Source organism: Candidatus Njordibacter sp. Uisw_039 (genome assembly GCF_047730075.1).
GTDB lineage: Bacteria > Pseudomonadota > Gammaproteobacteria > Pseudomonadales > Balneatricaceae > Njordibacter.
Genome location: NZ_CP159831.1, coordinates 1,855,758 through 1,878,142, shown reverse-complemented (window position 1 = coordinate 1,878,142; position 22,385 = coordinate 1,855,758). Strand labels below are relative to the sequence as shown.

Here is a 22,385-nt window from a genome sequence, read left to right as displayed (position 1 = left end):
AGTTCAAAATAAATGCCTTGTTCATATGCATAAACAGGCGTTTAATCCCTTTTTATGGGTTTATATATCGACTTAGCATAACCGTTTTTTTTGTTAAGCGATAAAATATTTTGGTCATACTATGAATGCAGATATTCCAGTTCCAGTTGCCACTTCTAAGATCCGCCGCGGCGGCCGTACTCAGCGTTTGGCTGCCCGTACCCAAGCTGAGCAAATTAATTTTGTACCCAGTCAACGTCAAATTCCGGTTTACGATTTGTTGACTAAGCATGAGATTAAGCAGTTACAAGACCAATGCGACTGGCTGCTGCAAGAAGTGGGGGTAGAGTTTATTGACGATGCCGAGTCTATTGAGCTATTGAGCCGTGCCGGAGCCCAGGTTTCGGGTACCAGGGTAAGGTTTAAACCAGGTTTGCTGATGGATATTTGTGCTACGGCCCCCAAAAGTTTTCAACTGCATGGTCGTGACCCTAAGCATACGGTAACGGTAGGTGGCAATCAGCTGGTATTTACCCCTGCCTATGGTGCGCCCTTTGTGACTGACTTAGATCAGGGTCGGCGCTACGCTACGCTGCTGGACTTTGAAAACTTCGTTAAATTAGCTTATCAAACACCTTATTTGCACCACTCTGGAGGCACCGTTTGTGAGCCCATGGATGTGGCCGTCAATAAGCGCCATTTAGACATGGTCTATGCCCATCTGCGTTATTCAACTAAGCCTTTTATGGGGGCGGTAACCGCGCCAGACCGTGCCGAAGACTCGGTGGCTATGGCACGTATTGTATTTGGCGCCGAATTTATGGAAAACCATTGTGTCATGCAGGGCAATATTAATGTTAATTCGCCTTTGTGCTTTGACCAGACCATGACATCGGCATTAAAAGTGTATGCCCAAGCAGGCCAGGGTATTGTTTTGTCGCCCTTTATATTGGGTGGCGCTATGGGGCCTGTAACCATGCCTGCTCTTGTGGCCCAAGCTCATGCCGAAGCACTGGTAGGCATTGCCTTAAGTCAGTTGGTGCGGCCAGGTACACCGGTGGTGTACGGAAATTTTTTATCCACTATTAACCTCAAAACTGGGGCTCCAACTTTTGGCACACCGGAGGCTAATTTGGCGGCCTTGGCCATAGGCCAGTTGTGCCGTGCCATGGGTTTGCCATTGCGTTGTGGTGGCCATCTAACGGCGGCTAAGAGCGCGGATGGTCAGGCTATGCAAGAGTCTGCAGACAGTATGACAGCTGGTTTAATGGCTGGGGCAAATTATATTTTGCATGCTGCAGGTTGGCTCGAGGGAGGGCTGACTATGGGCTATGAAAAGTTTGTTATGGACCTTGATCGTTGTGGCATGATGCTGAGGTTTAACCAAGGGCTTAACCTTGATAACAACAGTTTTGCCAAAGATGCGTATTTGGAGGCCGGTCCAGGGGGAAATTTTATTGGCGCCAAGCACACCATGGCTAATTTTGAACAAGCCAACTATATGTCCAGCCTCGCCGACACACAGTCTTACGAAAGCTGGAGTGAAGCCGGTAGTCTCACATTGGAGCAGCGAGCCAATCAACAATGGAAATCTATGCTAGCTAACTATCAAACACCAACCATGGAGCCTGCCACAGAGCGGGCATTGCAAGATTTTATGGCTAAGCGCAAAGCCGCTCAACCAGACCAATGGTATTAATCACACTAACTTGAGGAGTTATTATGGCCACACTTGAACGCACTTCCGCCTTGGCTGCAAGGCATGCTGTGTTAGGCTCAGATCTAGAAGATTGGAACGGCATGGGCACTGCCTGGAGCTATCACAGTGACGCTAACGATGAGCATGATGCGGTAAGAGATAGGGCAGGCATGTTTGACATGTCACCGTTAAAAAAGGTTTGGGTTAAAGGGGTAGATGCGGAACAGGCACTCAATCACCTGATCACGCGGGATTTAACCCTAGTAGCGCAGGGTGAGTCGGTGTATACCGCAATACTTACCGAACAAGGAGGCGTGGCTGATGATGCCATTGTCGCTAATTGTGGCGATTTAACCTTTTTGTTGTGTCATGGGTCAGGCTCAAGCATGGAATTGTTGCAACAGTCGGCGGTAGGCCTAGAGGTAGATATTCAACTGGACGACGATTTGCATAACATTTCCGTGCAGGGTCCCCAAGCATTGGCTATTCTTGATGCTCATACGCCGATGAATTTAGCTCAGTTACCTTACTTCCACCATCAAGCAACAAGCTTGTTTGGGTATGAGGTGCGTATTTCTCGCACCGGTTACTCCGGCGAGCGTGGCTACGAAATTTTTGCCCCAGCTCACTGTGTGGTGGATATTTGGGATCAGCTGTGTGAATTAGGGGTGATGCCTTGCTCATTTACTGCATTAGACAAGGTGCGCATAGAAGCCGCGCTATTGTTTTATGGCTACGATATGACGCATGAGCACTCTGCGTGGGATGTGGGTTTGGGTTTCTGCGTTAATCTAGCCAAAGCAGATTTTCGTGGTAAACAAGCAGCGCAACAACGCCTTAGTAAGCCAGCCTTTAAGGGAGTGGGTATTAGTATCAACCATGATGATGCTTTGGTGGGTGGTGAAAGTTTGTGGCTTAACGGCGAAGAGGTTGGGGTGGTTAATAGTCCGGCCTACTCTCAACGGATGGAGCAAAGCCTAGCCCTGGTGCATTTAAGCCCAGGTGCGGCTTTGGCGGGCACGAAGTTAGAGGTTCGTAGCGAGGCTTTTACCGGCACTGCAGAGGTGCTAAAAACGCCTTTTTACGATGTTAATAAAAGCCGCACTCGTGCTTAACGAGCATAAAAAAAGCCCCCGTGGATCAGATCCATGGGGGCTTTTTTGCTAATGGCGCGTGGTTTAGAAGTCGCCTGTGCCTGCAAGCTCTTCCCTACGCTTGGCCATAAAGTCTTGTAAGCCGTCGTCAATACCTTGATCCAAAGGTGGTGCTTGGTATTCATTAAGCATTTTCTTCCAAAGCGCATTGGCCCGCACTAGCATGTCTTTGCTACCGTCTTCTTCCCACTGCTCAAAACTGTTGTTGTCTGTAAGGTTAGACATGTAAAACGCTTCTTTAAAGTTAGCTTGAGTATGGGCACACCCTAAAAAGTGGTTTCCTGGGCCTACTTCACGAATTGCATCTAGTGCTTGACCGTTTTCTGAAAGGTCTATGCCCTTGCAGAAGGTATGAGCCATGCCAAGCTGATCCAAGTCCATGACAAACTTTTCATAACCCATGGACAAACCGCCTTCTAACCAGCCGGCAGAATGTAATGCAAAGTTAACGCCAGCCATAATGGTAGGCATTAATGTGTTGGCGCTTTCATATGCAGCTTGGGCGTCAGCAATTTTAGAACCAGGCAATGAACCACCACTACGAAATGGAACACCTAAACGACGGGCTAGTTGTGCAGCACCATAAAGCACTAAAGCAGGTTCAGGTGTACCAAAGGTAGGTGCACCAGATTGCATGGAGATGGAGCTTGCAAAGGTGCCAAAGATACATGGTGTGCCAGGGCGGTATAACTGAATGAAGGTGATACCAGCCAATACCTCTGCAAGAATTTGTGCCAAGGTGCCCGCAATAGTTACAGGAGACATAGCGCCAGACAAGATAAACGGCGTGACTACACATGCTTGATTGTTCTCAGCATAAACTTTAGCCGCACCCAACATGGTGTCGTCAAAGGTCATCGGCGAGTTAGCGTTAATTAAGCTGGTGGTGACGGTATTGTTCTTAACAAAGTCTTCGCCAAATACAATCTTGGCCATGTCCACAGTGTCTTGAGCGCGAGAAGGTGCAGTTACAGAACCCATGAAGGCTTTGTCGCTATACTTAATGTGGCTGTAGAGCATATCTAAGTGACGCGTCGTTACCGGCACGTCTACTGGTTCGCATACGGTACCACCAGAGTGGTGCATGTAAGGCGACATGTAGGCTAACTTAACGAAGTTCTGGAAATCGTTAATAGTGGCGTAACGACGGCCGTTGTCTAAGTCACGTACAAAAGGACAACCATAACCGGGAGCGAATACGGTGTTCTTGCCGCCAATCTCTACGCTACGATCGCTGTTACGTGCGTGCTGAGTGTAGGTAGATGGAGCCGACGCTTGAATAATCTGGCGACACATGCCTTTAGGAAAACGTACACGTTCGCCTTCTACACTAGCGCCAGCAGCTTTAAGTACTTCCAACGCTTCTGGGTCGTCACGGAATTCAATACCAATCTCTTCAAGAATAGTATCAGCATTACGTTCGATAAGTTCTAGGCCAGCTTCATCTAATACTTCAAATGGATTGAGTTGGCGGGTAATAAAGGCGGGTGCTTGTACAGTTTCACTGGCGCGTGATGCTTGACGTGCGCTACGACCACCACCGCTTTTGCGGCGTCCACGGACTTCACTCATGGAAATAATCCTCAATAAAATGGAACGAGTTTAATATGGGCCAAATTTTGCAGTTCTTGAGGTTTCTATGCTGACTAAGTGGCGACTGCTTGTTGTGTCTAAGCGCCACTTTTATGAAACGTAAGCGTTGGGCACAAAAGTTGAGTATAAACATGAATCATATTCATAGTAATTTGAGAAAAACTCAACTTGAATAGTGAGTGTAAACGCCCCTAAAGCTAGCTAACAAGCACCTAGATAGGTAGCATAACGTCATTATTCGTATTTTTTGAGAATCAGTTATGACCGCTAATCTACTTCAAGATTTATTAGCAGAGCGTGGTGTTTTACTTGCAGATGGTGCTACTGGCACCAATTTATTTGCCATGGGATTAGAAACAGGTGACGCACCTGAATTATGGAATGTGGATCACCCAGATCGTATTGCTGCTAACTATCAAAGTTTTGTAGATGCAGGTTCAGACCTTATCTTAACTAATACTTTTGGTGGTACCCATTACCGCTTAAAGCTGCATGATGCTGCAGACCGAGTGCACGAGTTAAATGTTGCTGGTGTTAAAATAGGCTGCGAAGTTGCAGCTAAAGCAGGCCGCCCTGTGATTATTGCTGGTTCCATTGGTCCAACGGGTGAAATACCAGAACCCATGGGTAGCTTAAGCCATGCTGATGCTGTTGCCGCGTTTGCAGAACAAGCTCAGGCACTAAAGGATGGTGGTGCAGACGTATTGTGGGTAGAGACCATGTCTTCAACGCAAGAATCTGAGGCGGCTATAGAAGGTGCAAACCAAACTGGATTACCGGTCATTTGTAGTTACAGTTTTGATACCAATGGCCGTTCTATGATGGGAGTTACGCCTGCCGACATGGTGCAGTCGTGCGCCCACGAAGATCATACTTCATATGCTTGTGGTTCTAATTGTGGTGTGGGTGCTTCTGAATTAGTGATGGCTATCCGCAATATGCGTAATGCGCCAGGTGGTGATAAAGCCATTTTGGTAGCTAAAGCGAATTGTGGCATTCCCGAATATGTGAATGGCGCCATTCATTACAATGGTACACCAGAAATTATGGCCCGCTACGCCACCATGGCTATGGATTCCGGTGCAGACATTATTGGTGGGTGTTGTGGTACGTCTCCAGAGCATGTTGCTGCCATGCGCAAAGCGTTAGACGGTCATACTAAAGGTGAAGCACCAACTGTGGAGGAAATTGAAGCGGCATTAGGTGAGATTTCTAAAGGCGGCAAGGCACAGTTTGGCGGCGACTTGACTGTGGCAGGTGGTGCTGCTGAAGGGGCTGCCATAAATCGACGATCACGCCGCCGTTAGTTGAGCGTCATCCCCAGCAGAGTTGCTATTTTCTTTTTAAACCAATACCTTTGCCAGCACTGTCTGGCCAAGGTAGCTGTGACTGTTCAGCTTCAAGAATGGTAATGCTTTGCACCATCATATCGCTAAAGTTGGTTACCTTTTTTGCCAGCAAGTTGTAGCATAAAAACAACATTTCTACTGTCGCTAGCAGTTCATTCTGGTCATTAAACATGCGGTGGAAAATACGCATGCGTTTGTTGTCTGTCTCAAGTATCTGTGTGGTGATAGTTACCGTTTCTCCCAAACCAATTTCTTGCACGTACGCCAAGTGGGTCTCTACTGTGAACAGGGTTTCACCTGTATTTTGGATATGCTCCAAAGTTAAACCCAAGTGGTTTTGCAATGCGTCGGAAGCTTTGGTGAAGATGACAAGGTAATTGGCATCGTTAAGGTGACCGTTATAATCAATCCATTCTTTTATCACTGGCGTTTGTAAGGTTTGTAGGGCGCTGGGCATATTTTTTTCCGTAATAGGTGGGGCAGATTACAATGCATAGATTAGACGTTGCAAGGGCCTTAAAGAATGATTAATATCACATTATTATTGCACATTAACGACTTGCTCTCTATGTTTACAGCTAAAGCGATCACTAAGACTATTAACGTGGTTTTTTACCTGGTGCCAGAGTTTTCCATGATTGGGTTTTCTGCCTTGGTAGACCCTTTGCGTCAGGCTAATAATGTGTCTGGTGAAACCTTCTATCGTTGGCAGGTAGTGAGTGCTACGGGTGAGGCGGTAGTCGCAAGTAACGGTATGAGTTTGATTGCTGATTGCGCTATAGGCCAAGAAGCAACGCCAGACATGCTTATTATCTGTGCTGGTTTTAACCCAGAAAAAGACCAATGTAAAAGGTTACAAACGTGGCTGCAGCAGCATAGCCGGCGTGGCGTTTGGTTAGGTAGCCAAGATACAGGCAGCTATCTGTTGGCTAAAAGCGGTTTGCTTAATGATCACCGAGCCACCATTCACTGGGAAAATCTTATGGCCTTTAAAGAGGTGTTTCGACGTGTGGAAGTGGTGGACGAGCTTTATGAAATCGATGGTCGTCGCTTTACCTGCTCAGGTGGTTTAGCAGGCTTGGATATGATGTTGTATTTAATTCAGTGCCAGCGTGGTCACGAGCTATCTTTGTCTGTATCTGACGAACTAATTTATAGTCATATGCGTGAGGGTAAAGCGCCTCAACGTATGAGTAGCGCCTTAAGGTTGGGTACTAATAATCGTAAATTGCTTACGGTCATTGGTGCTATGGAAGATCATTTAGAAGAGCCCCTGAGTATTCCAACTTTGGCGGCCATGGTGAACGTTTCTGAACGTGAGTTAGAGCGATTATTTAGTAGGCATTTACAGCAATCACCGGGCCGCTATTATCGGGCTAAACGTTTACAAAGGGCCAGGGCATTACTTCAACAAACCGACAGACAAGTGGTAGATATTGCTATGGCTAGTGGTTTTGGTTCGGCAGCACACTTTTCTCGTGCCTATAGGCAGTTTTTTAGTGTGGCGCCAAGCCAAGATAGGCAACCACAACTACGTCGAGCCTAGGTTGGCTAGCTTTATCGACCTTGCCAATGGGGTTCTCGCTTTTCCGCAAAGGCGTTAGGGCCTTCACTAGCATCTTCTGAATGTAACATTTTTTGATAGGCCGGTACTTCTTTACGCATGTGAGTATAAGCTTGCTCTAACTCCATACCTTGGGTAGCGCGAGTAATGGCTTTTATGGAGGCTAAAGACAAGGGGGCAGATTGGGCAATTTCTTGGGCCCAAGCTAAGGCTTGTTCTATAAGCACTTCACCCTCGCAATGACGATTAATGAGACCAAAATGAATGGCTTCTTCCACGGCCATACGGCGGCCAGACATCAACATGTCCATGGCTACTGCTTCTGGTAGGCGACGCGGTAATCTAAGTACGCCACCACTGTCTGGTATGATGCCCAAGGTAGCTTCTGGTAAAAAGAACTGCGCGTGGTTAGCAGCGATGATTAAGTCAGCAGCCAATGCCAGTTCAAACCCACCGCCAGCGGCATAGCCATTTACCGCAGCGATAACGGGTTTATCTAAGTTCCACAATTCTGTAATTCCAGCAAAACCGCCACGACCAAAATCGGCATCAACAGCTTCGCCTTCAGCGGCAGCTTTTAAATCCCAACCAGCACTAAAAAAACGCTCACCACTGCCGGTGATAATAGCGACACGTAAGCTAGGATCATTTGCAAAGTCAATGAAAGTTTCGCCCATAGCATGGGACGTGGGAGCGTCTATCGCGTTGGCTTTTGGGCGGTTTAGGGTGACGAGTAAGACGGCGCCATGGCGCTCACAAATAATTGAATCGGTCATGATTTTTTTTGGCCTAATTGGATAAGGGCATCAACTGCTACTGCGCCCTGTTTTAGTGCGAGTAGGGGGTTGATGTCGAGTTCATATACGGGGTGTTGCTGGCTATAGTTTAGCACTGCCATTACTGCATCAACTATAGCGTCCATGTCGGCAGGAGCTTGGCCTCGGTAACCCGCTAGTAGGGGCGCACACTTTAGGTTAGTTAACGCCTGCATAACCTCGTTCTTGTTGGTGGGAAGTAGCAAGCTTTGGGCATCTTGCAGTATTTCTACCAAAATTCCACCTGCGCCTAACACCAAATATTGACCAAATAGTGGGTCTGTATTGATGCCAATGATCAACTCTGCTAACACATCTTGCATCATTTGCTCAGCCAATAGGGTATCGCTTAGGGCAAATAATACGGTTGCGGCCTGCTCTACTTGAGTTTGATTTTTAAGATTGAGCTTAACAGCGCCTAATTCGGTCTTGTGGGCTAGGTTTGCCCCCACGGCTTTTAAAGTGACCGGGTAGCCAAGGTCGGTTACAGCTTTAAGTACTTGCTCTAAACTAGAGACTGTTTGACCTTTCGGTATAGATAGCCCATGTTGCTTTAATGCCTGTTTGCTCTGTGCTTCAGAAAGCGGTGGCATATCGTCGTTACAGGGAACGTTAATGTTACGAATTTGTAGCGCTTCCGGTATGGGCGCAGCAAAGGCTTGGCCAATGGTATACGCATGGTTTAGGGCCGTTAGGCATTGTTCCATGCCAATCATGGGGGCCATGCCTTTTTTTATGCAGGCGTCAATGGCGTGGGGCGGCATACATTCAGACATGGAAGCCAATACAATAGCTTTATGGTTGCCTGCTTGGGCTGCGTCTGCCAGTGCCAGCAGCGCGGTATCCCATTCTTCTGGGTCAGCAGTAGCGTTGTTGGGCCAATCTAGTACCAATAGGGTGGCACTGAAATTAGCTGCCATATGGGCCCCGAAAGTAGCGGCCATTTGTTGACGTTTATTCCAAATGTAAGTTTGGTAATCTAGTGGATTATCCACCTGTTCGCCGTTGGAAAAGGTGGCTAGAGTGGCCTGCTTTTGGGCTGATGTTATCGCTCCGTAGACAATATCACGGCCATCAATGAGGTCTGCCATCATGCCGGCTTCGCCACCTGAGCAGCTCATGGAAGCAATGTTTTTGTGGGTCAGTGCCCCCAACAGGGATAACAGTTTTAAGGTCTCTAAAAATTCGGGTACGGTGTTAACTCGGGCGATTCCTAGGCGGGCAAATAAAGCGTCAAAAAGGCTGTCTGCACCCGTTAACGAACTGGTATGGGATAGGGCTATTTTGGCGGCAGCTGCGGTGCGTCCAGTTTTAATGGCAACTATAGGTATTTTGCGAGATAAAGCACGCCGTGCTGCGGTATCAAAGGCTGCCAAGTCTGCAATACCTTCAATGTGTAAACCAATAGCTGTTACCCGTGGGTCATCCAGCATGGAGTCTATTACCGTAGCAATATCCACTTGGGCTTGGTTGCCCATAGTAAACATATAGGCAATGGGTAGGCCAATTTTTTGCATGGTCATATTGAGACCAATATTGCCACTTTGGGTAATAATACCTACGCCTTCGTCTACTGGCTGGCAGCCATGTTGATCAGGCCATAAAACAGCCTTATCTAAGGCATTAATAACGCCATAACAGTTAGGGCCAATAATGGGCATCTCGCCTGCAGCTTCTATTAACCGTTGTTGACGCTCTATACCCAAGGCTTGTAACTCATCGCCTAGTTCACTAAACCCAGAGGCATAAAGCAGGGCGCCACCGGCGCCCATATTATTAAGCTGGGCTACGGTTTCTATAGCACTTTCGGCGTTTACCGCAACATAGGCAGCGTCTGGCGCTTGAGGTAAATCTGCAGTCGATTTTAGGCATTTAATACCCATGAGTTGATCACGCTTAGGGTGCACAGACCAGATAGGCCCGGTAAAACCCATGGCTAGGCTTTCACGAATAGCGAAATCAGCACCACGACTGCCAAATACGGCGATGGATTTTGGCGCTAACAAACGCCGTAATCGTTGTTTATTAATCATTCTAAGTTAGACGCCCAGTTTATGATAAGTAGCTATGCTTCTAAAGGCCTTAACATGGCGCGGGAGATAATATGGCGTTGAATTTCGCTGGTGCCATCCCAGATGCGTTCTACGCGGTGGTCGCGCCAAATACGCTCTAGGGGTAACTCGTCCATTAAGCCCATGCCACCTAAGATTTGTATGGCTTCATCAGATACCATTGCCAGCATTTCTGTGGCTTTTAGCTTGGCCATTGCGGCATCGGAATCAGTCATTTCACCAGTGCAGTCTTTCCAAGCAGCGAACATGGTGAGTAACTCAGCAGCTTTAAGTTCTGTGGCCATATCTGCCAACTTAAAAGATACCCCCTGAAATTTACCAACACTTTGGCCAAATTGTTTGCGAGTAGCGGCCCATTCTGTAGCAATTTCTAAGGCCCGTTCAGCACGGCCCAAGCACATGGCGGCAACAGAAAGGCGGGTTGCGCCTAACCATTCATTGGCCACATCAAAACCGTGATCTTCTTCACCTAGTACTTGAGACTTGTGCACACGACAGTTATCAAAATTCAAGATGGAGTTATGATAACCACGGTGGGATACGCTGTTATAGCCTGGTTCTACTGTGAAGCCTGGAGTGTCTTTATCGATAAGAAAGCTGGTGATCTTTTTCTTTGGGCCGCGTGGTGTTTCCTCTACACCACTAGCAGCGAATAGAATGACAAAATCAGCCACATCGGCATGGCTAATAAAATGCTTAGTTCCATTAATGACAAAGTCATCACCATCACGCTCAGCACGGCACTGCATAGAACGAACGTCAGAACCGGCGTTAGGCTCGGTCATGGCTAAACAATCTACCTTGTCGCCACGAATGCTGGCATGAAGGTAGTTTTCAATTTGGTCGCCCTTGCAGGCTAGTAAAATATTACTAGGGCGGCCAACAATGTACTGTAACCCAAAATTGGCACGGCCTAATTCACGTTCCATTAAACAAAGGGTTAAGCTGTCTAATCCGGCACCACCGTGTTCTTCTGGCATATTAGCGGCATAAAGGCCGAGGTCTAAGGCCTTTTGTTTGATTTCTGCATACAGTTCTGGGCGGATTTCATTGGTTTTTTCCACCTCTGCTTCGTGGGGGTATAGTTCTTGCTCGACAAAGGTTTTGAGGGTGTCGATGATCATTTGTTGTTCGTTGGTAAGGCTGAAGTCCATGATCTAGTTTTCTCTATTAGTGATGTATGAGTTAGCTTGGCTTGGTTCAGCTAAGCTTTTTTAGCAGGTGGCACGGCCATTACACGGCCTTTTTGTTTTGGTGCTGGCAGGTGCTGGTGGGCTTGCCACACCTGCTGTAACACCGCTAGTACTTGAGGTTGAATGGGCGCAGCAGCGGAAGTATTCATGTCAACATGTAGCAACATTTGTTCTGTGGTTGCAAGTAGGTCGCCCGTCTCGCCATGATACATGTGGTGGAAAAAATGTAAGCGTTTATTATCAAGGCCCAATATTTGAGTGGTGAAGCGTAGGGGTTTCCCTTGGGCCACTTCTTGGTAATAGTTAATGTGAGTTTCTACCGTATAGAAGGATGAGCCTGATGCGCGGTAGGCTTCGTTAATGCCTATGTAGCGGAAGAGTGCATCAGATGCCTCACCCATGGCGTATAAGTAAAAAGACTCGCTCATATGGCCGTTATAATCGATCCATTCTTCACGAACCTTGTCGGTGAAAAGCGCGAGAGGGCAGTCTATATGTTCACCAGATTGATAGGTCCGATATTGTTTAGTAAGGTAAATGTCGTTATCCATAAATAGCTCTTATGTGGATGCAAACTTAGCTGATTTGTATGCCATTACTATGCCTCAGAGTTTTTGCATCAACTTGATTAAATACGAATAAGTATTAGTCAATAGCGATTAATAATTGTACAGTTTGATGTTGGCAATAGAGCTATACCTTACAGGTATAAATGGTTTGTTAAAAGCGATAAAAACGGCAACAAAATGGAGTCAAACAGAGTGCTAAGTTTCCTTTTGGAAAGGCCGTTGACCTATGTTTCTTATATGCGTCATAACTTGTGACTTTAGGGCTAATCAAATGTCGCGTTTAAGTATGTAGTTAATTTACAAAAGCGTATTATTTTTCACGAATATTAACGTCGTCCGTTATGCGCTAAGCAGAACGTACTAAATAACCACAAATTGATGCCGAATCAGCTCAATTTAAACCCCAAGGTAAAATCATGTCTAAGACTTACTTGTCCGACATCGACATTGCTCGCGCTGCCGAGAAACGTCCGATTGCTGAAGTTGCTGCTAAGTTAAACATCCATGTTGATGATCTAGAAATGTACGGCAAAATCAAGGCTAAGATCAGCCCTGAGTTCATCAAAAGCGTTAAAGATCGTAAAGATGGCAAGCTGATCCTAGTAACAGCCATCAACCCGACTCCAGCTGGCGAAGGTAAGACGACGACTACTATCGGTTTGGGCGATGCCTTGAATCAAATTGGCAAGCAAACTTCTGTATGTTTGCGTGAACCTTCTCTTGGCCCTTGCTTTGGCGTTAAGGGTGGTGCAGCTGGCGGTGGTTACGCTCAGGTTGTTCCAATGGAAGACATTAACTTGCACTTCACTGGCGACTTCCATGCCATAGGCCTTGCACACAACTTGTTGTCTGCTGCTATTGATAACCACCTTCAGCAAGGCAACGATCTAAATTTAGATCCACGTCGCATCGAATGGAAGCGCGTAATGGACATGAACGATCGTGCCCTACGTAATGTTACCATTGGCCTTGGCGGCCCAGCTCACGGTATTCCTCGTGAAACTGGTTTCGACATCACTGTAGCTTCTGAGGTTATGGCTATTTTCTGCTTGGCTAACACTTTAGCAGAACTTAAAGAAAAATTGGGTGACGTCGTTGTTGGTTACACTCGCGACCAGAAGCCTGTAACTGCCCGTGACCTTAAGGTTCACGGCGCAATGACTGTATTGTTAAAAGACGCATTCAGCCCTAACCTTGTACAAACGCTTGAGCACACTCCGGCATTCGTGCATGGTGGCCCATTTGCTAATATCGCTCACGGTTGTAACTCTGTAGTTGCAACACGTTTGTCTATGAAGTTAAGTGAATACACAGTAACAGAAGCTGGCTTTGGTGCTGACTTGGGTGCAGAGAAGTTCTTAGACATTAAATGTCGTAAGGCCGGTATCACTCCAAGTGCTGTTGTTATTGTTGCTACTATCCGTGCACTTAAGCTACATGGTGGCGTTCCTCTTAAAGACGTTAATAACGAAAACCTAGAAGCTGTTGCTAAAGGTGTTGAAAACCTTAAAAAGCACATCGAAAACATGCACCAGTTTGGTCTTCCTGTAATTGTTGCTGTTAATAAGTTTGTTACCGATACTGACGCAGAAGTAAAAACTGTCCAAGCTAAGTGCGATTACTTAGGCGTTCAAGTGATTGAAGCTAACCACTGGGCTGATGGTGGCAAGGGTGCTATTGAGCTAGCAGAAGCTGTTGTTGATTTGGTAGAAAATCATGATAACGACTTCCATTACTTGTACGAAGACGACATGCCTCTTTGGGACAAAGTTAAAACTGTAGCTCAAAAGATTTATGGTGCTAACGACATCCAAGGTGACCAGAAGCTACGTGACCGCTTTGCGGCACTAGAAGAAGCTGGCTATGGCAACTTACCTATCTGTATGGCAAAGACTCAGTACTCGTTCTCTACTGATCCTGCGCTAAAGGGCCGTCCTACTGGTTTTGATATACCACTTCGAGAAGTGCGTTTATCCGCTGGTGCTGGTTTCATCGTAGTACTTGCTGGTGACGTGATGACTATGCCTGGTCTTCCTAAGAAGCCAGCTGCTGAAGTAATCGACATCAACGAAAACGGTGATATCATAGGCTTGTTCTAAGCCAACCGCTGATTTAAAAAGCCCCGCTAGGTCTCGCCTAGCGGGGCTTTTTTTGTGCGCAGGCTATACTAATAACGATAGTTTAGGGGCCGCAGTGGAGTTCCTCAAGCGCAATTCAACATCTAATTGTTGATGGGATTGGGGTGCTGCACCTTCTAATTGGTCTATCAGGTATTGTGCTGCACGTTGACCCATTAATTTAAAGGGAATATGCATGGTGGTGAGGCTCGGGGTTAGGTTTGCACTAATTGCTAGGTCATCAAAACCTGCAATAGATACTTGACTAGGCACCTCAATGCCACTGGCCTGACATTCTAATAAAGCCCCCGTTGCCAGCACGTCATTGCTGCATAGTATGGCAGTAGGTGGGCAGCGTAATTTGAGTAATTGACGACAAGCAGTACGGCCCGCTTCAATGTTGTAATTACACTCGATTATTGAGTCCTGAGCTAATGCAATGCCCTGTGCTGATAGAGCGTCCTCCATGCCTTTTAAGCGATCAAAGGCTCGGTCGTTACCTGTTGAAATGCCACTAATAATGGCAAACTGTTGGTGACCAAGAGATGCTAGATGTAATGGTATGAGTTTAGCTGCTTCATAATTGTTAAATCCCACACAAGGGTGGCGACAATCACTGTGGTAAGCCCACGTCAGTACATAGGGAATTTGTCTTTGCTGTAGCAGATCATAAATCAACGGGTCGTGGTTGAGCCCTACCAACATGATAGCGTCAACGCCGCGTTCTATGAGCGTTCGTACTTGGGTGAGTTCATGTTGCGAATCATAGCCAGAAGTGGTGAGCATTAAACTGAGGCTGGCGCGGTTTAACCTAGTTTCAAACGCTTCAATGCCATCGGCAAAAATGGCATTTGCAAGGGTTGGGATCACTGCGCCAATACAACGAGAGCGTTTACTTGCTAGTGCCCGGGCGGCAGCGTCGGCCACATAATGAAGTTCAGCAATAGCAGTTTGCACTCGTTGCCGAACGCCAATGCGCACTGAGTCGGGCTGATTGATGACACGAGATACTGTAGCAGTGGACACGCCAGATGCTTTAGCGACATCACCTTGGGTAGCTGTTTTGCTAAGTGGGTTCAATATAATAACCACTGTTTTAACGTCATAAATATATTATACACGGATAAAAATGTAAGCGCATACAAAAAGTTCATTTTAGCACTTGTTAGTCTCATTTCAATAGTCTAGTATAGCTGCATTCATAAATGTAAGCGCATACAAGATACACATCAAGGATTTATATCATGGCTGTTAGTTATTTAAAAAGAGCTGCAAAGTCTTCTGCTACTGGTGAGGATGATACCCGCGCCACGGTGTCACAAATGTTGACAGCCATTGAAGCTGGTGGAGAACAACGTTGTATCGAATACGCGGCTGACCTTGATGGCTATCATGGCAATATTTTAGTCACTAGTGAAGACATAGAACAAGCCACTGCTCGTTTGTCACAACAAGTAAAAGATGATATTCATTTTGCTCATGAGCGGGTGAATAAATTTGCTCAAAAACAGCGACAAGCATTGATTGATTTTGAGGTTGAGCTCTCGCCTGGCTTGTGGGCTGGTCAGCGCCAAATACCAGTTCAAACTGCAGGTTGTTATATTCCTGGTGGACGCTATTCACATGTGGCTTCCGCTATCATGTCTGTAGCCACTGCTAAAGCTGCAGGGGTAAAAAATGTTGTGGCGTGCTCGCCTCCAAAACCAGGCACGGGCATTAACGATGCCATACTTTATACAGCCAACTATTGTGGCGCAGATACCATTCTTGCTTTGGGCGGCGTGCAGGGCATTGCTGCTATGGCGTTTGGTTTGTTCAGCGGTCAACCTGCCGATGTGTTAGCCGGCCCTGGTAACCGTTTTGTGGCGGAAGCAAAACGTATGTTATTTGGACGTGTAGGTATTGATATGTTTGCAGGTCCCACAGAAATTGCTGTTATTGCAGATCACACGGCAGACCCAAGGATTGTGGCAAGTGACCTTGTAGGGCAGGCCGAACATGGCCCAGACTCTCCAGTATGGCTCATTAGTTTAGATGAAGAAGTTGCTCGTAAAACTATGGAATTAGTGCCTGGTTTGATTGAATCTATGCCAGATCCATCCCGTTCTGCGGCGCGATCTGCATGGGCAGACTATGGCGAAGTGGTTGTTTGTAGCAGCCGCGAAGAGGCTGCTAAAATTAGTGATAACTATGCAGCCGAACATTTAGAGATCCATTGTGAAAACTTAGATTGGTGGGTTGATAACCTCAATAATTATGGCTCTTTGTTTGTAGGTGAGGAAACAACAGTCACCTACGGCGATAAGTGCTCGGGTACTAACCATATCTTGCCTACTAAGGGCGCAGCCCGTTATACCGGTGGCTTATCAGTAGGTAAATTTATTAAAACGGTTACGACCCAAAGGATGACACAAGAAGCAAACCGAGAAGTAGGTGCAGCGGCAGCCCGTATTTCTCGCCTTGAGGGCATGGAGGGGCACGCTCGGAGTGGTGATGACCGGTTAAATAAGTACTTCCCTAAAGAAACATTTAATCTAGGCCATTAAGCCACAGCCACAGTATTAAAAGGTAACGTTTATGACCATGAAAGCACTAGTTTACACGGGTACTCAAGAAGTAGAGTACCGGGATGAAAATAAGCCAGTTGCGGGGCCAAATCAGGCCCTCATAGAGGTGGCTGCTACAGCCATTTGTGGCTCTGACATGCATGCTTACCATGGTTTGGATGAACGTCGTGTACCACCGCTAATTTTGGGCCACGAAGTGGCAGGTAAGCTAATAACGGGTGCCCCACACTTAGTGGGACAGCAAGTCGTGATTAATCCGTTGATTACTTGTGGCAAGTGCAGTCCTTGTTTATCCGGGCGGGCTAACTTATGCAGTGATCGTGAGATCATAGGCATGCGTTTAGAAGGTGCTTATGCGCAATATCTTGTTATTGATGAGACTAATTTGCTCATACCGCCAGCTGCGTTAGAGCCATGGGTGGCCTGTCTCACCGAGCCCACAGCTACTGCTTTACATGCGGTAGCTTTAGTTGAGCGGGTGGGGTATCGGCCCCTCTCAGAACAACGGTGTTTGATTATTGGCGGCGGCGCAATAGGGTTGCTAACAGCCCTAATTTTGGCTGCAAAAGGTTGTTGCAATATTGATTTGGCAGAAACCAATGCCTTACGCAGAAACACCATTGAAGAACAAGCTGTGGCGCGGGTCTTTGACCCAAGTTCCGAAGCTGTGCCTAATGCAAACGGTTATGATGTTGTATTTGATTGTGTTGGAGCGGGCGTCACTCGGGCCATGGCTAGTGAACATGTTGTAGCCGGTGGTATCCTCTCTCATGTGGGTCTGCAAAACAGCCATGAAGGGTTGGATATTCGCCGTATAACCTTGCAAGAAATTACCTTATTAGGCAATTATTGCTACACGCAAGCAGACATGCAGGCTGCCTTGGATATGCTTGCGGGTGACCGTTTGGGTGATTTGAAGTGGGTCCAATTAAGGCCGTTAAGTGAGGGTGCCCAAGCCTTTTCAGACTTGCACCATGGTCGTGCTGCGGCTGCTAAAATTGTGTTACAACCAGATCACCTCCTGTAATGGATGAATTGCCGCTCAATTTTGCACGCTATTGTTGGCCCGATTATTTAATGCCATGCTCTTGCTAAATATTTAATTAAATTGAAAATATTAGTAGGCTAAGCTGAGTAGAGGCGGACTTTAAGTCGGCGTAATTGTCTTCAAGGGTAGCTATATCTAAACGTACAGTAGGTCCATGCATGGCAACTGCACCATGGTAATGGCCTTTTGGATCTAGCACAGGCACAGCGATGGCAATCATACCGTCATAAAACTCTTCATTGTCTAATGCAAAACCCTGTTTTTGTATTTGAGCAAGCTCCAACATGAGTGCCTCAGTGCTTCTAACTGTGGTGTCCGTGAGGCTTTTTAAATGCAAGCTTTCCACCATGGTACGGCGATTTTTGGGGGTTAGGCTGGCAAGGTAGGTTTTGCCACTGGCTGTACAGTAGAATGGAACATGGGTGCCCACAGGTAAATGAATTTGAAACGCCCAATTGGTTTGTACCCGATCTCTATAAATCATGCCGGGATGTTCAGGGATGACAAAGTTTACGGTTTCTTTCACCTTATTACTGAGTTTTTCCAAAATTTGATGCAAAGCACTGGTGTGCCAGTCACTGGCTAAAAGGCCATTGGCTAAGGTTCGTAAAGAAGCGCTTGGTAACAGCCGTTTACCAGTGGCGTCATAGTGCAAAAAGCCCTCTTCAATCATGGATTTACATAACCGATGCACAGTTTGTTTAGGCCATTTTAAGTGTTTATTTATTTCCGATGGCGTTAAAGGGCTTTGTTGTTTGGCCATCACATCGAGTATGTGAAATAAGCGCATATTAGTGGCGATTCTATTAGAAGCGGGCATGACGTTAACTCTCCTTGAGTGGTAGTCACCTTAAATAAAAGCTTGAGTTCAATCAAGTAATGTGTTTTTGTGTATGTACAATACAGTAAATGAGCATAAAAGTCTCATTTATTGATATAGATAATAATTTGTTGTGTAGTTATAGCATTGGGTATGTGGAGTAAGTGCATATCAGTGACTATTCTATTTAAAGCGCACATGACGTTAACTCTCGTAAGTAATACTCACCTTAATTAAAAGCTTGAGTTCAATCAAGCAATGTGTTTTTCTGTATCTTTAGTACATAAAGTGAGCATATAAGTCTCATTTATTGATAATTATAATAATTTTAGAGGTAGTTGATGCAAAAGCAGTATGACTACATTGTGATTGGTGCTGGATCAGCTGGCTGTGCTGTTGCCAATCGGCTATCGGCAGATGGCCGCCACACAGTAGCTTTGTTAGAAGCAGGAAGCAGGGATTTAAATCCTTGGATTCATGTGCCTGTAGGTTATTTTAAGACTATGGGTAATCCCTCTACAGATTGGTGTTATACAACGGAACCCTGTGCTGGGCTCAATGGGCGTTCTATACCTTGGCCCCGAGGTAAGGTGTTGGGTGGCAGTAGTTCAATTAATGGGCTTTTGTATGTTCGTGGCCAAGCGCAAGACTTTGACGATTGGGCTAACCTAGGCAACGAAGGGTGGCAATGGGATAACGTATTACCTTATTTTAAACGCTCTGAAGACTGGCAAGGTGAGGCCAACACCCTGCGTGGCCAAGGTGGACCACTAGCAGTATCCGAAACCCGCTTAAGCCGTCCCGTTGTTGATGCTTGGCTGCAAGCGGCACAAAATTCTGGCTACCCAGCTAATAAAGATTACAACGGTGCCGATCAAGAGGGTGTTGGCTTGTTTCAACTCACCGCGAAAAAAGGCCGGCGTTGCAGCAGTGCTGTTGCCTACCTCAACCCTGCACGCAAACGTGCCAATCTCACCATACTGACAGACTCATGTGTAGAAAAACTGTTATTTGACGGCGTTCGTGTCATCGGGGTGCAATTAGGCTCTGGCCAGTTAAAGGCTAACAAAGAAGTGATCTTGAGCGCTGGCGCTATAGGTTCACCGCAATTACTAATGGTGTCTGGCATTGGTGCCACAGAACAGTTAAACCCCCACAAGATTGAAATCGTTAAAGAATTGCCGGGAGTGGGGCAAAATTTACAAGACCATTTACAAGCTCGGCCAGTGTTTAAATGTGCAGCTAGCACCATCAATACTGAAATAAGTAGTTGGTTTAAGCAGGGCCTTATTGGCCTAGAATACCTATTAAAGCGCACTGGACCCATGACCATGGCAGCCAGTTTAGGTGCGGGTTTTGTTAAAACATCTCTAAGCCCAGATCGGCCTGATATTCAATTCCACATCCAGCCTTTTAGTGCCGACTCACCTGCTGAAGGCCCCCATAAGTTTGATGCGTTTACCGCCTCGGTACTACAACTTCGCCCTCAAAGCACAGGGCATCTGAGTTTGGTATCTGATCGCTTTGAAGATCACCCTGATATCCACCCTAACTACCTTGCCACTGCATTGGATCAACAGACTATTGTGGCTGGGATAAAAATTGCTCGCGATATCTCCCAACAAGCACCCTTAAAGTCATTAGTGATAGAAGAGTATAGTCCAGGCCCTAGTGTATGTGGTGAGGCTGACGCTGATATTCTTAACTGGGTAAGAGATACAGCAACCACCATCTACCATCCCACAGGCACCTGCAAAATGGGGAACGATGACATGGCGGTAGTGGATGCTCAACTCAAGGTGCATGGTATTAAAGGTTTGCGTGTAGCTGATGCCTCTATCATGCCCATTATTACCTCGGGCAATACCAATGCCCCAGCGATTATGATTGGTGAAAAAGCAGCCGCTATGATTTTGCAGGAGATGGCTAATGTTTAATTGGTTAGATATTGGTCAGATTGTATTTGCTGATCTGATCTTGTCTGGTGACAACGCCTTAGTGATAGGTATGGCAGCCGCAAGTTTGGCCCCTCACCAACGACGTAAAGTAATTATTGTAGGCATGGCATTGGCCGCCTTGTTCCGTATTTTGTTTGCCGTAGGAGCCAGCACCATTATTGGAGTACCGGGTATCTTATTGGTGGGTGGCATTTTGTTAGCCTGGGTGTGCTGGCGTTTCTATAGTGAAATTAAAGACTTTGCAGCTCCCCCAGCAGATGACGTCATTACTTCTAGCCTGGATAAAGGCAAGGTAACCATGAGAAGTGCCTTAGTGACGATCGCCATAGCTGACATTTCCATGTCCTTAGACAACGTTTTGGCGGTAGCCGCCATTGCTCGAGATAACACCCAGTTGTTAGTCATTGGTTTAGTGTTAGCTATTGTATTGATGGCGTTTTTTGCCACTTTAATCATGCGTGTAATGCTAAAGTTTCCAGCCATTGCTTATGTGGGTTTGGTATTTCTAGTGTATTTGACAGCCAAGATGCTGTACGACGGATGGCTGGACCTGCTTACTTATGTTTAGTTTAGCAATGAGCTTTATTTGAATAAATTTACTGTTGCCCCCAATTATGGGACTTTGTGTGAAGCCTTCCACACAGCAGGCAGCAGCTGACTGAAGGCGTAACAATAATAATGGAGGGGGCAATTATGTCCGTTTTAAATAAAATGAAGTTGGCTGCTGTTGCTGGTGCGCTGATTATCAGTACCACTGCAGTTTATGCTAAAGACGTGACCATCCGTGTTCAGTCCGTACTTGGCACTAAATCCGATGAAGTGCACATGCTAAAGGAATTTGCTAAGGATGTGAGTGAATTGACTGACGGTTCTGTCAATATTGAAATATTGCCAGGTGGGTCGGTTGTTGGTAACACGGACATCATCGATGCTATTGATGCTGGTTTGCTAGATGGTGGTTTTGCTTGGACTCATTATTGGGGTGGCAAGCATCCAGCTGCTAACCTATTCGGTGCTCCTATCGCAGGTGCGGGTGTAGGCCTTGATAATATTGCGTTCCTTTCTTGGTTCCAATACGGTGGTGGTAAAGAGCTTTATGATCGTCTATGGGACGAAATGGGCGTTAACATTAAAGGCTTTATGTTGCAGCCTGTAGGCCCAGAAGCTTTGGGATGGTTCCCTGAACCTATTAACTCTATGGATGACTTCCGTAAGCTTCGTTTCCGCGCTCCCCCAGGCATGGTAGGCCAGGCTTACAAAGACATTGGTGTAGCCTCTGTTGCTATGGGCGGTGGTGACATCCTACCTGCACTTGAAAAAGGCACAATTGACGCCGCCGAATGGTGCTGTCCAAAGCCTGATAGTGTGTTTGGTTTCCAAAAAGTATTGAAGCATTACTACCTGCAAGGTCTTCACCAAGTGGTTGTAAATGCTGACATGTACTTAAACGGTGATGTTTATGACTCTCTAACTACTATGCAAAAGAAAGCTATAGAAGTAGCTGCTAATGCATCTTTGTCAAAATCCATTTCTTACCGTATCTATGAGAACGGTAAAGCTTTGAAAGACTTGACCGAGAATCATGGTGTGCAATTACATGATACGCCAGCAGATTACTTCCCTGCGTATATGAATGCAGCAAACGCGCTGCTTCAAAAATCTTCTGAGGAGAATGAATTCTTTGCAGAAGTTTGGCAGTCGCAAAAGGATTTCGCTGCAATAGCAGTGCCTTTCTGGGCTGGTGCACAGGCATCTAATGCTAGTTTAGGTAAGGCCTTTGCTGATAGCATCAAGTAATAGTATGCATTGACTTGATATCGACCTAGTACTAAGTGCTAGGTCGATTTTTCGTAACAAAATAATTAAGTTTGTAAACTTATACGACGGT

General features: G+C 46.3%; 18 protein-coding genes. 10 read left to right on the top strand and 8 right to left on the bottom strand.

Annotation, left to right across the window (positions count from 1 at the left end; all coding sequences use genetic code 11):
• Window positions 1-121 precede the first annotated feature (121 nt).
• Both ABXT70_RS08885 and ABXT70_RS08880 read left to right on the top strand, forming a co-directional pair.
• Window positions 122-1,678, top strand: a complete 1,557-nt coding sequence (locus tag ABXT70_RS08885) for a trimethylamine methyltransferase family protein (RefSeq protein WP_443640133.1) — start codon at window positions 122-124, stop codon at window positions 1,676-1,678.
• A 23-nt stretch (window positions 1,679-1,701) separates the two neighbouring features.
• Window positions 1,702-2,793 carry an aminomethyltransferase family protein gene (locus tag ABXT70_RS08880; protein ID WP_443640132.1) on the top strand — a complete coding sequence of 364 codons (1,092 nt, stop codon included), beginning with the start codon at window positions 1,702-1,704 and terminating at the stop codon, window positions 2,791-2,793.
• A 63-nt stretch (window positions 2,794-2,856) separates the two neighbouring features.
• Here the strand turns inward: ABXT70_RS08880 and ABXT70_RS08875 are convergent, their stop codons facing one another.
• Window positions 2,857-4,404 (bottom strand): trimethylamine methyltransferase family protein, encoded by a 1,548-nt coding sequence (locus ABXT70_RS08875; protein WP_443640131.1) that lies wholly within the window; start codon window positions 4,402-4,404, stop codon window positions 2,857-2,859.
• Between the two features lie 281 nt (window positions 4,405-4,685).
• On the opposite strand from ABXT70_RS08875, the gene bmt reads away from it, so the two are divergent.
• Window positions 4,686-5,732 (top strand): betaine--homocysteine S-methyltransferase, encoded by a 1,047-nt coding sequence (gene bmt / locus ABXT70_RS08870; protein ID WP_443640130.1) that lies wholly within the window; start codon window positions 4,686-4,688, stop codon window positions 5,730-5,732.
• A 25-nt stretch (window positions 5,733-5,757) separates the two neighbouring features.
• Here the strand turns inward: bmt and ABXT70_RS08865 are convergent, their stop codons facing one another.
• Window positions 5,758-6,231 (bottom strand): thioesterase family protein, encoded by a 474-nt coding sequence (locus ABXT70_RS08865; RefSeq protein WP_443640129.1) that lies wholly within the window; start codon window positions 6,229-6,231, stop codon window positions 5,758-5,760.
• Window positions 6,232-6,297: 66 nt separating this feature from the next.
• Between ABXT70_RS08865 and ABXT70_RS08860 the strand changes: the two genes are divergently transcribed.
• On the top strand, window positions 6,298-7,320 hold the full coding sequence (locus ABXT70_RS08860; RefSeq protein WP_443640128.1) for a GlxA family transcriptional regulator: 1,023 nt from the start codon (window positions 6,298-6,300) through the stop codon (window positions 7,318-7,320).
• 11 nt (window positions 7,321-7,331) lie between these two features.
• On the opposite strand, the gene ABXT70_RS08855 is transcribed toward ABXT70_RS08860, so the two are convergent.
• Genes ABXT70_RS08855 through ABXT70_RS08840 form a run of 4 tightly spaced genes read right to left on the bottom strand, consistent with a single transcriptional unit; the run spans window position 7,332 to window position 11,969 of the window.
• Window positions 7,332-8,114: an enoyl-CoA hydratase-related protein gene (locus ABXT70_RS08855; protein ID WP_443640127.1), complete on the bottom strand. Its 783-nt coding sequence runs from the start codon at window positions 8,112-8,114 to the stop codon at window positions 7,332-7,334.
• Window positions 8,111-10,186 (bottom strand): acetate--CoA ligase family protein, encoded by a 2,076-nt coding sequence (locus ABXT70_RS08850; protein WP_443640126.1) that lies wholly within the window; start codon window positions 10,184-10,186, stop codon window positions 8,111-8,113. The genes ABXT70_RS08855 and ABXT70_RS08850 overlap by 4 nt, the downstream gene beginning before the upstream one ends.
• A 32-nt stretch (window positions 10,187-10,218) precedes the next feature.
• On the bottom strand, window positions 10,219-11,379 hold the full coding sequence (locus ABXT70_RS08845) for an acyl-CoA dehydrogenase family protein (RefSeq protein ID WP_443640125.1): 1,161 nt from the start codon (window positions 11,377-11,379) through the stop codon (window positions 10,219-10,221).
• A gap of 50 nt (window positions 11,380-11,429) precedes the next feature.
• Window positions 11,430-11,969: a thioesterase family protein gene (locus ABXT70_RS08840; protein ID WP_443640124.1), complete on the bottom strand. Its 540-nt coding sequence runs from the start codon at window positions 11,967-11,969 to the stop codon at window positions 11,430-11,432.
• A 434-nt stretch (window positions 11,970-12,403) separates the two neighbouring features.
• Here ABXT70_RS08840 and ABXT70_RS08835 point away from each other — a divergent pair, with 434 nt between their 5' ends.
• Window positions 12,404-14,086: a formate--tetrahydrofolate ligase gene (locus tag ABXT70_RS08835; RefSeq protein WP_443640123.1), complete on the top strand. Its 1,683-nt coding sequence runs from the start codon at window positions 12,404-12,406 to the stop codon at window positions 14,084-14,086.
• 63 nt (window positions 14,087-14,149) lie between these two features.
• Here ABXT70_RS08835 and ABXT70_RS08830 read toward each other — a convergent pair whose 3' ends face one another.
• Complete coding sequence (locus tag ABXT70_RS08830; RefSeq protein WP_443640122.1) at window positions 14,150-15,184, bottom strand: LacI family DNA-binding transcriptional regulator; 1,035 nt, start codon at window positions 15,182-15,184, stop codon at window positions 14,150-14,152.
• 164 nt (window positions 15,185-15,348) lie between these two features.
• Here ABXT70_RS08830 and hisD point away from each other — a divergent pair, with 164 nt between their 5' ends.
• The gene (hisD, locus tag ABXT70_RS08825) at window positions 15,349-16,650 is read left to right on the top strand and encodes a histidinol dehydrogenase (RefSeq protein ID WP_443640121.1); all 1,302 of its coding nucleotides are present in this window, start codon (window positions 15,349-15,351) and stop codon (window positions 16,648-16,650) included.
• Window positions 16,651-16,681: 31 nt separating this feature from the next.
• On the top strand, window positions 16,682-17,698 hold the full coding sequence (locus ABXT70_RS08820) for an alcohol dehydrogenase catalytic domain-containing protein (protein WP_443640120.1): 1,017 nt from the start codon (window positions 16,682-16,684) through the stop codon (window positions 17,696-17,698).
• 76 nt (window positions 17,699-17,774) lie between these two features.
• On the opposite strand, the gene ABXT70_RS08815 is transcribed toward ABXT70_RS08820, so the two are convergent.
• Entirely contained in the window at window positions 17,775-18,539 is a 765-nt protein-coding gene (locus tag ABXT70_RS08815; RefSeq protein ID WP_443640119.1) for an IclR family transcriptional regulator, read from the bottom strand.
• A gap of 341 nt (window positions 18,540-18,880) precedes the next feature.
• Here ABXT70_RS08815 and ABXT70_RS08810 point away from each other — a divergent pair, with 341 nt between their 5' ends.
• From ABXT70_RS08810 to ABXT70_RS08800, 3 genes are all read left to right on the top strand, one after another.
• On the top strand, window positions 18,881-20,476 hold the full coding sequence (locus ABXT70_RS08810) for a GMC family oxidoreductase (RefSeq protein ID WP_443640118.1): 1,596 nt from the start codon (window positions 18,881-18,883) through the stop codon (window positions 20,474-20,476).
• Entirely contained in the window at window positions 20,469-21,065 is a 597-nt protein-coding gene (locus ABXT70_RS08805; protein WP_443640117.1) for a YjbE family putative metal transport protein, read from the top strand. Before ABXT70_RS08810 ends, ABXT70_RS08805 begins: the two co-directional genes overlap by 8 nt.
• 125 nt (window positions 21,066-21,190) lie before the next feature.
• Window positions 21,191-22,294: a TRAP transporter substrate-binding protein gene (locus tag ABXT70_RS08800; RefSeq protein WP_443640116.1), complete on the top strand. Its 1,104-nt coding sequence runs from the start codon at window positions 21,191-21,193 to the stop codon at window positions 22,292-22,294.
• Window positions 22,295-22,385: the final 91 nt, after the last annotated feature.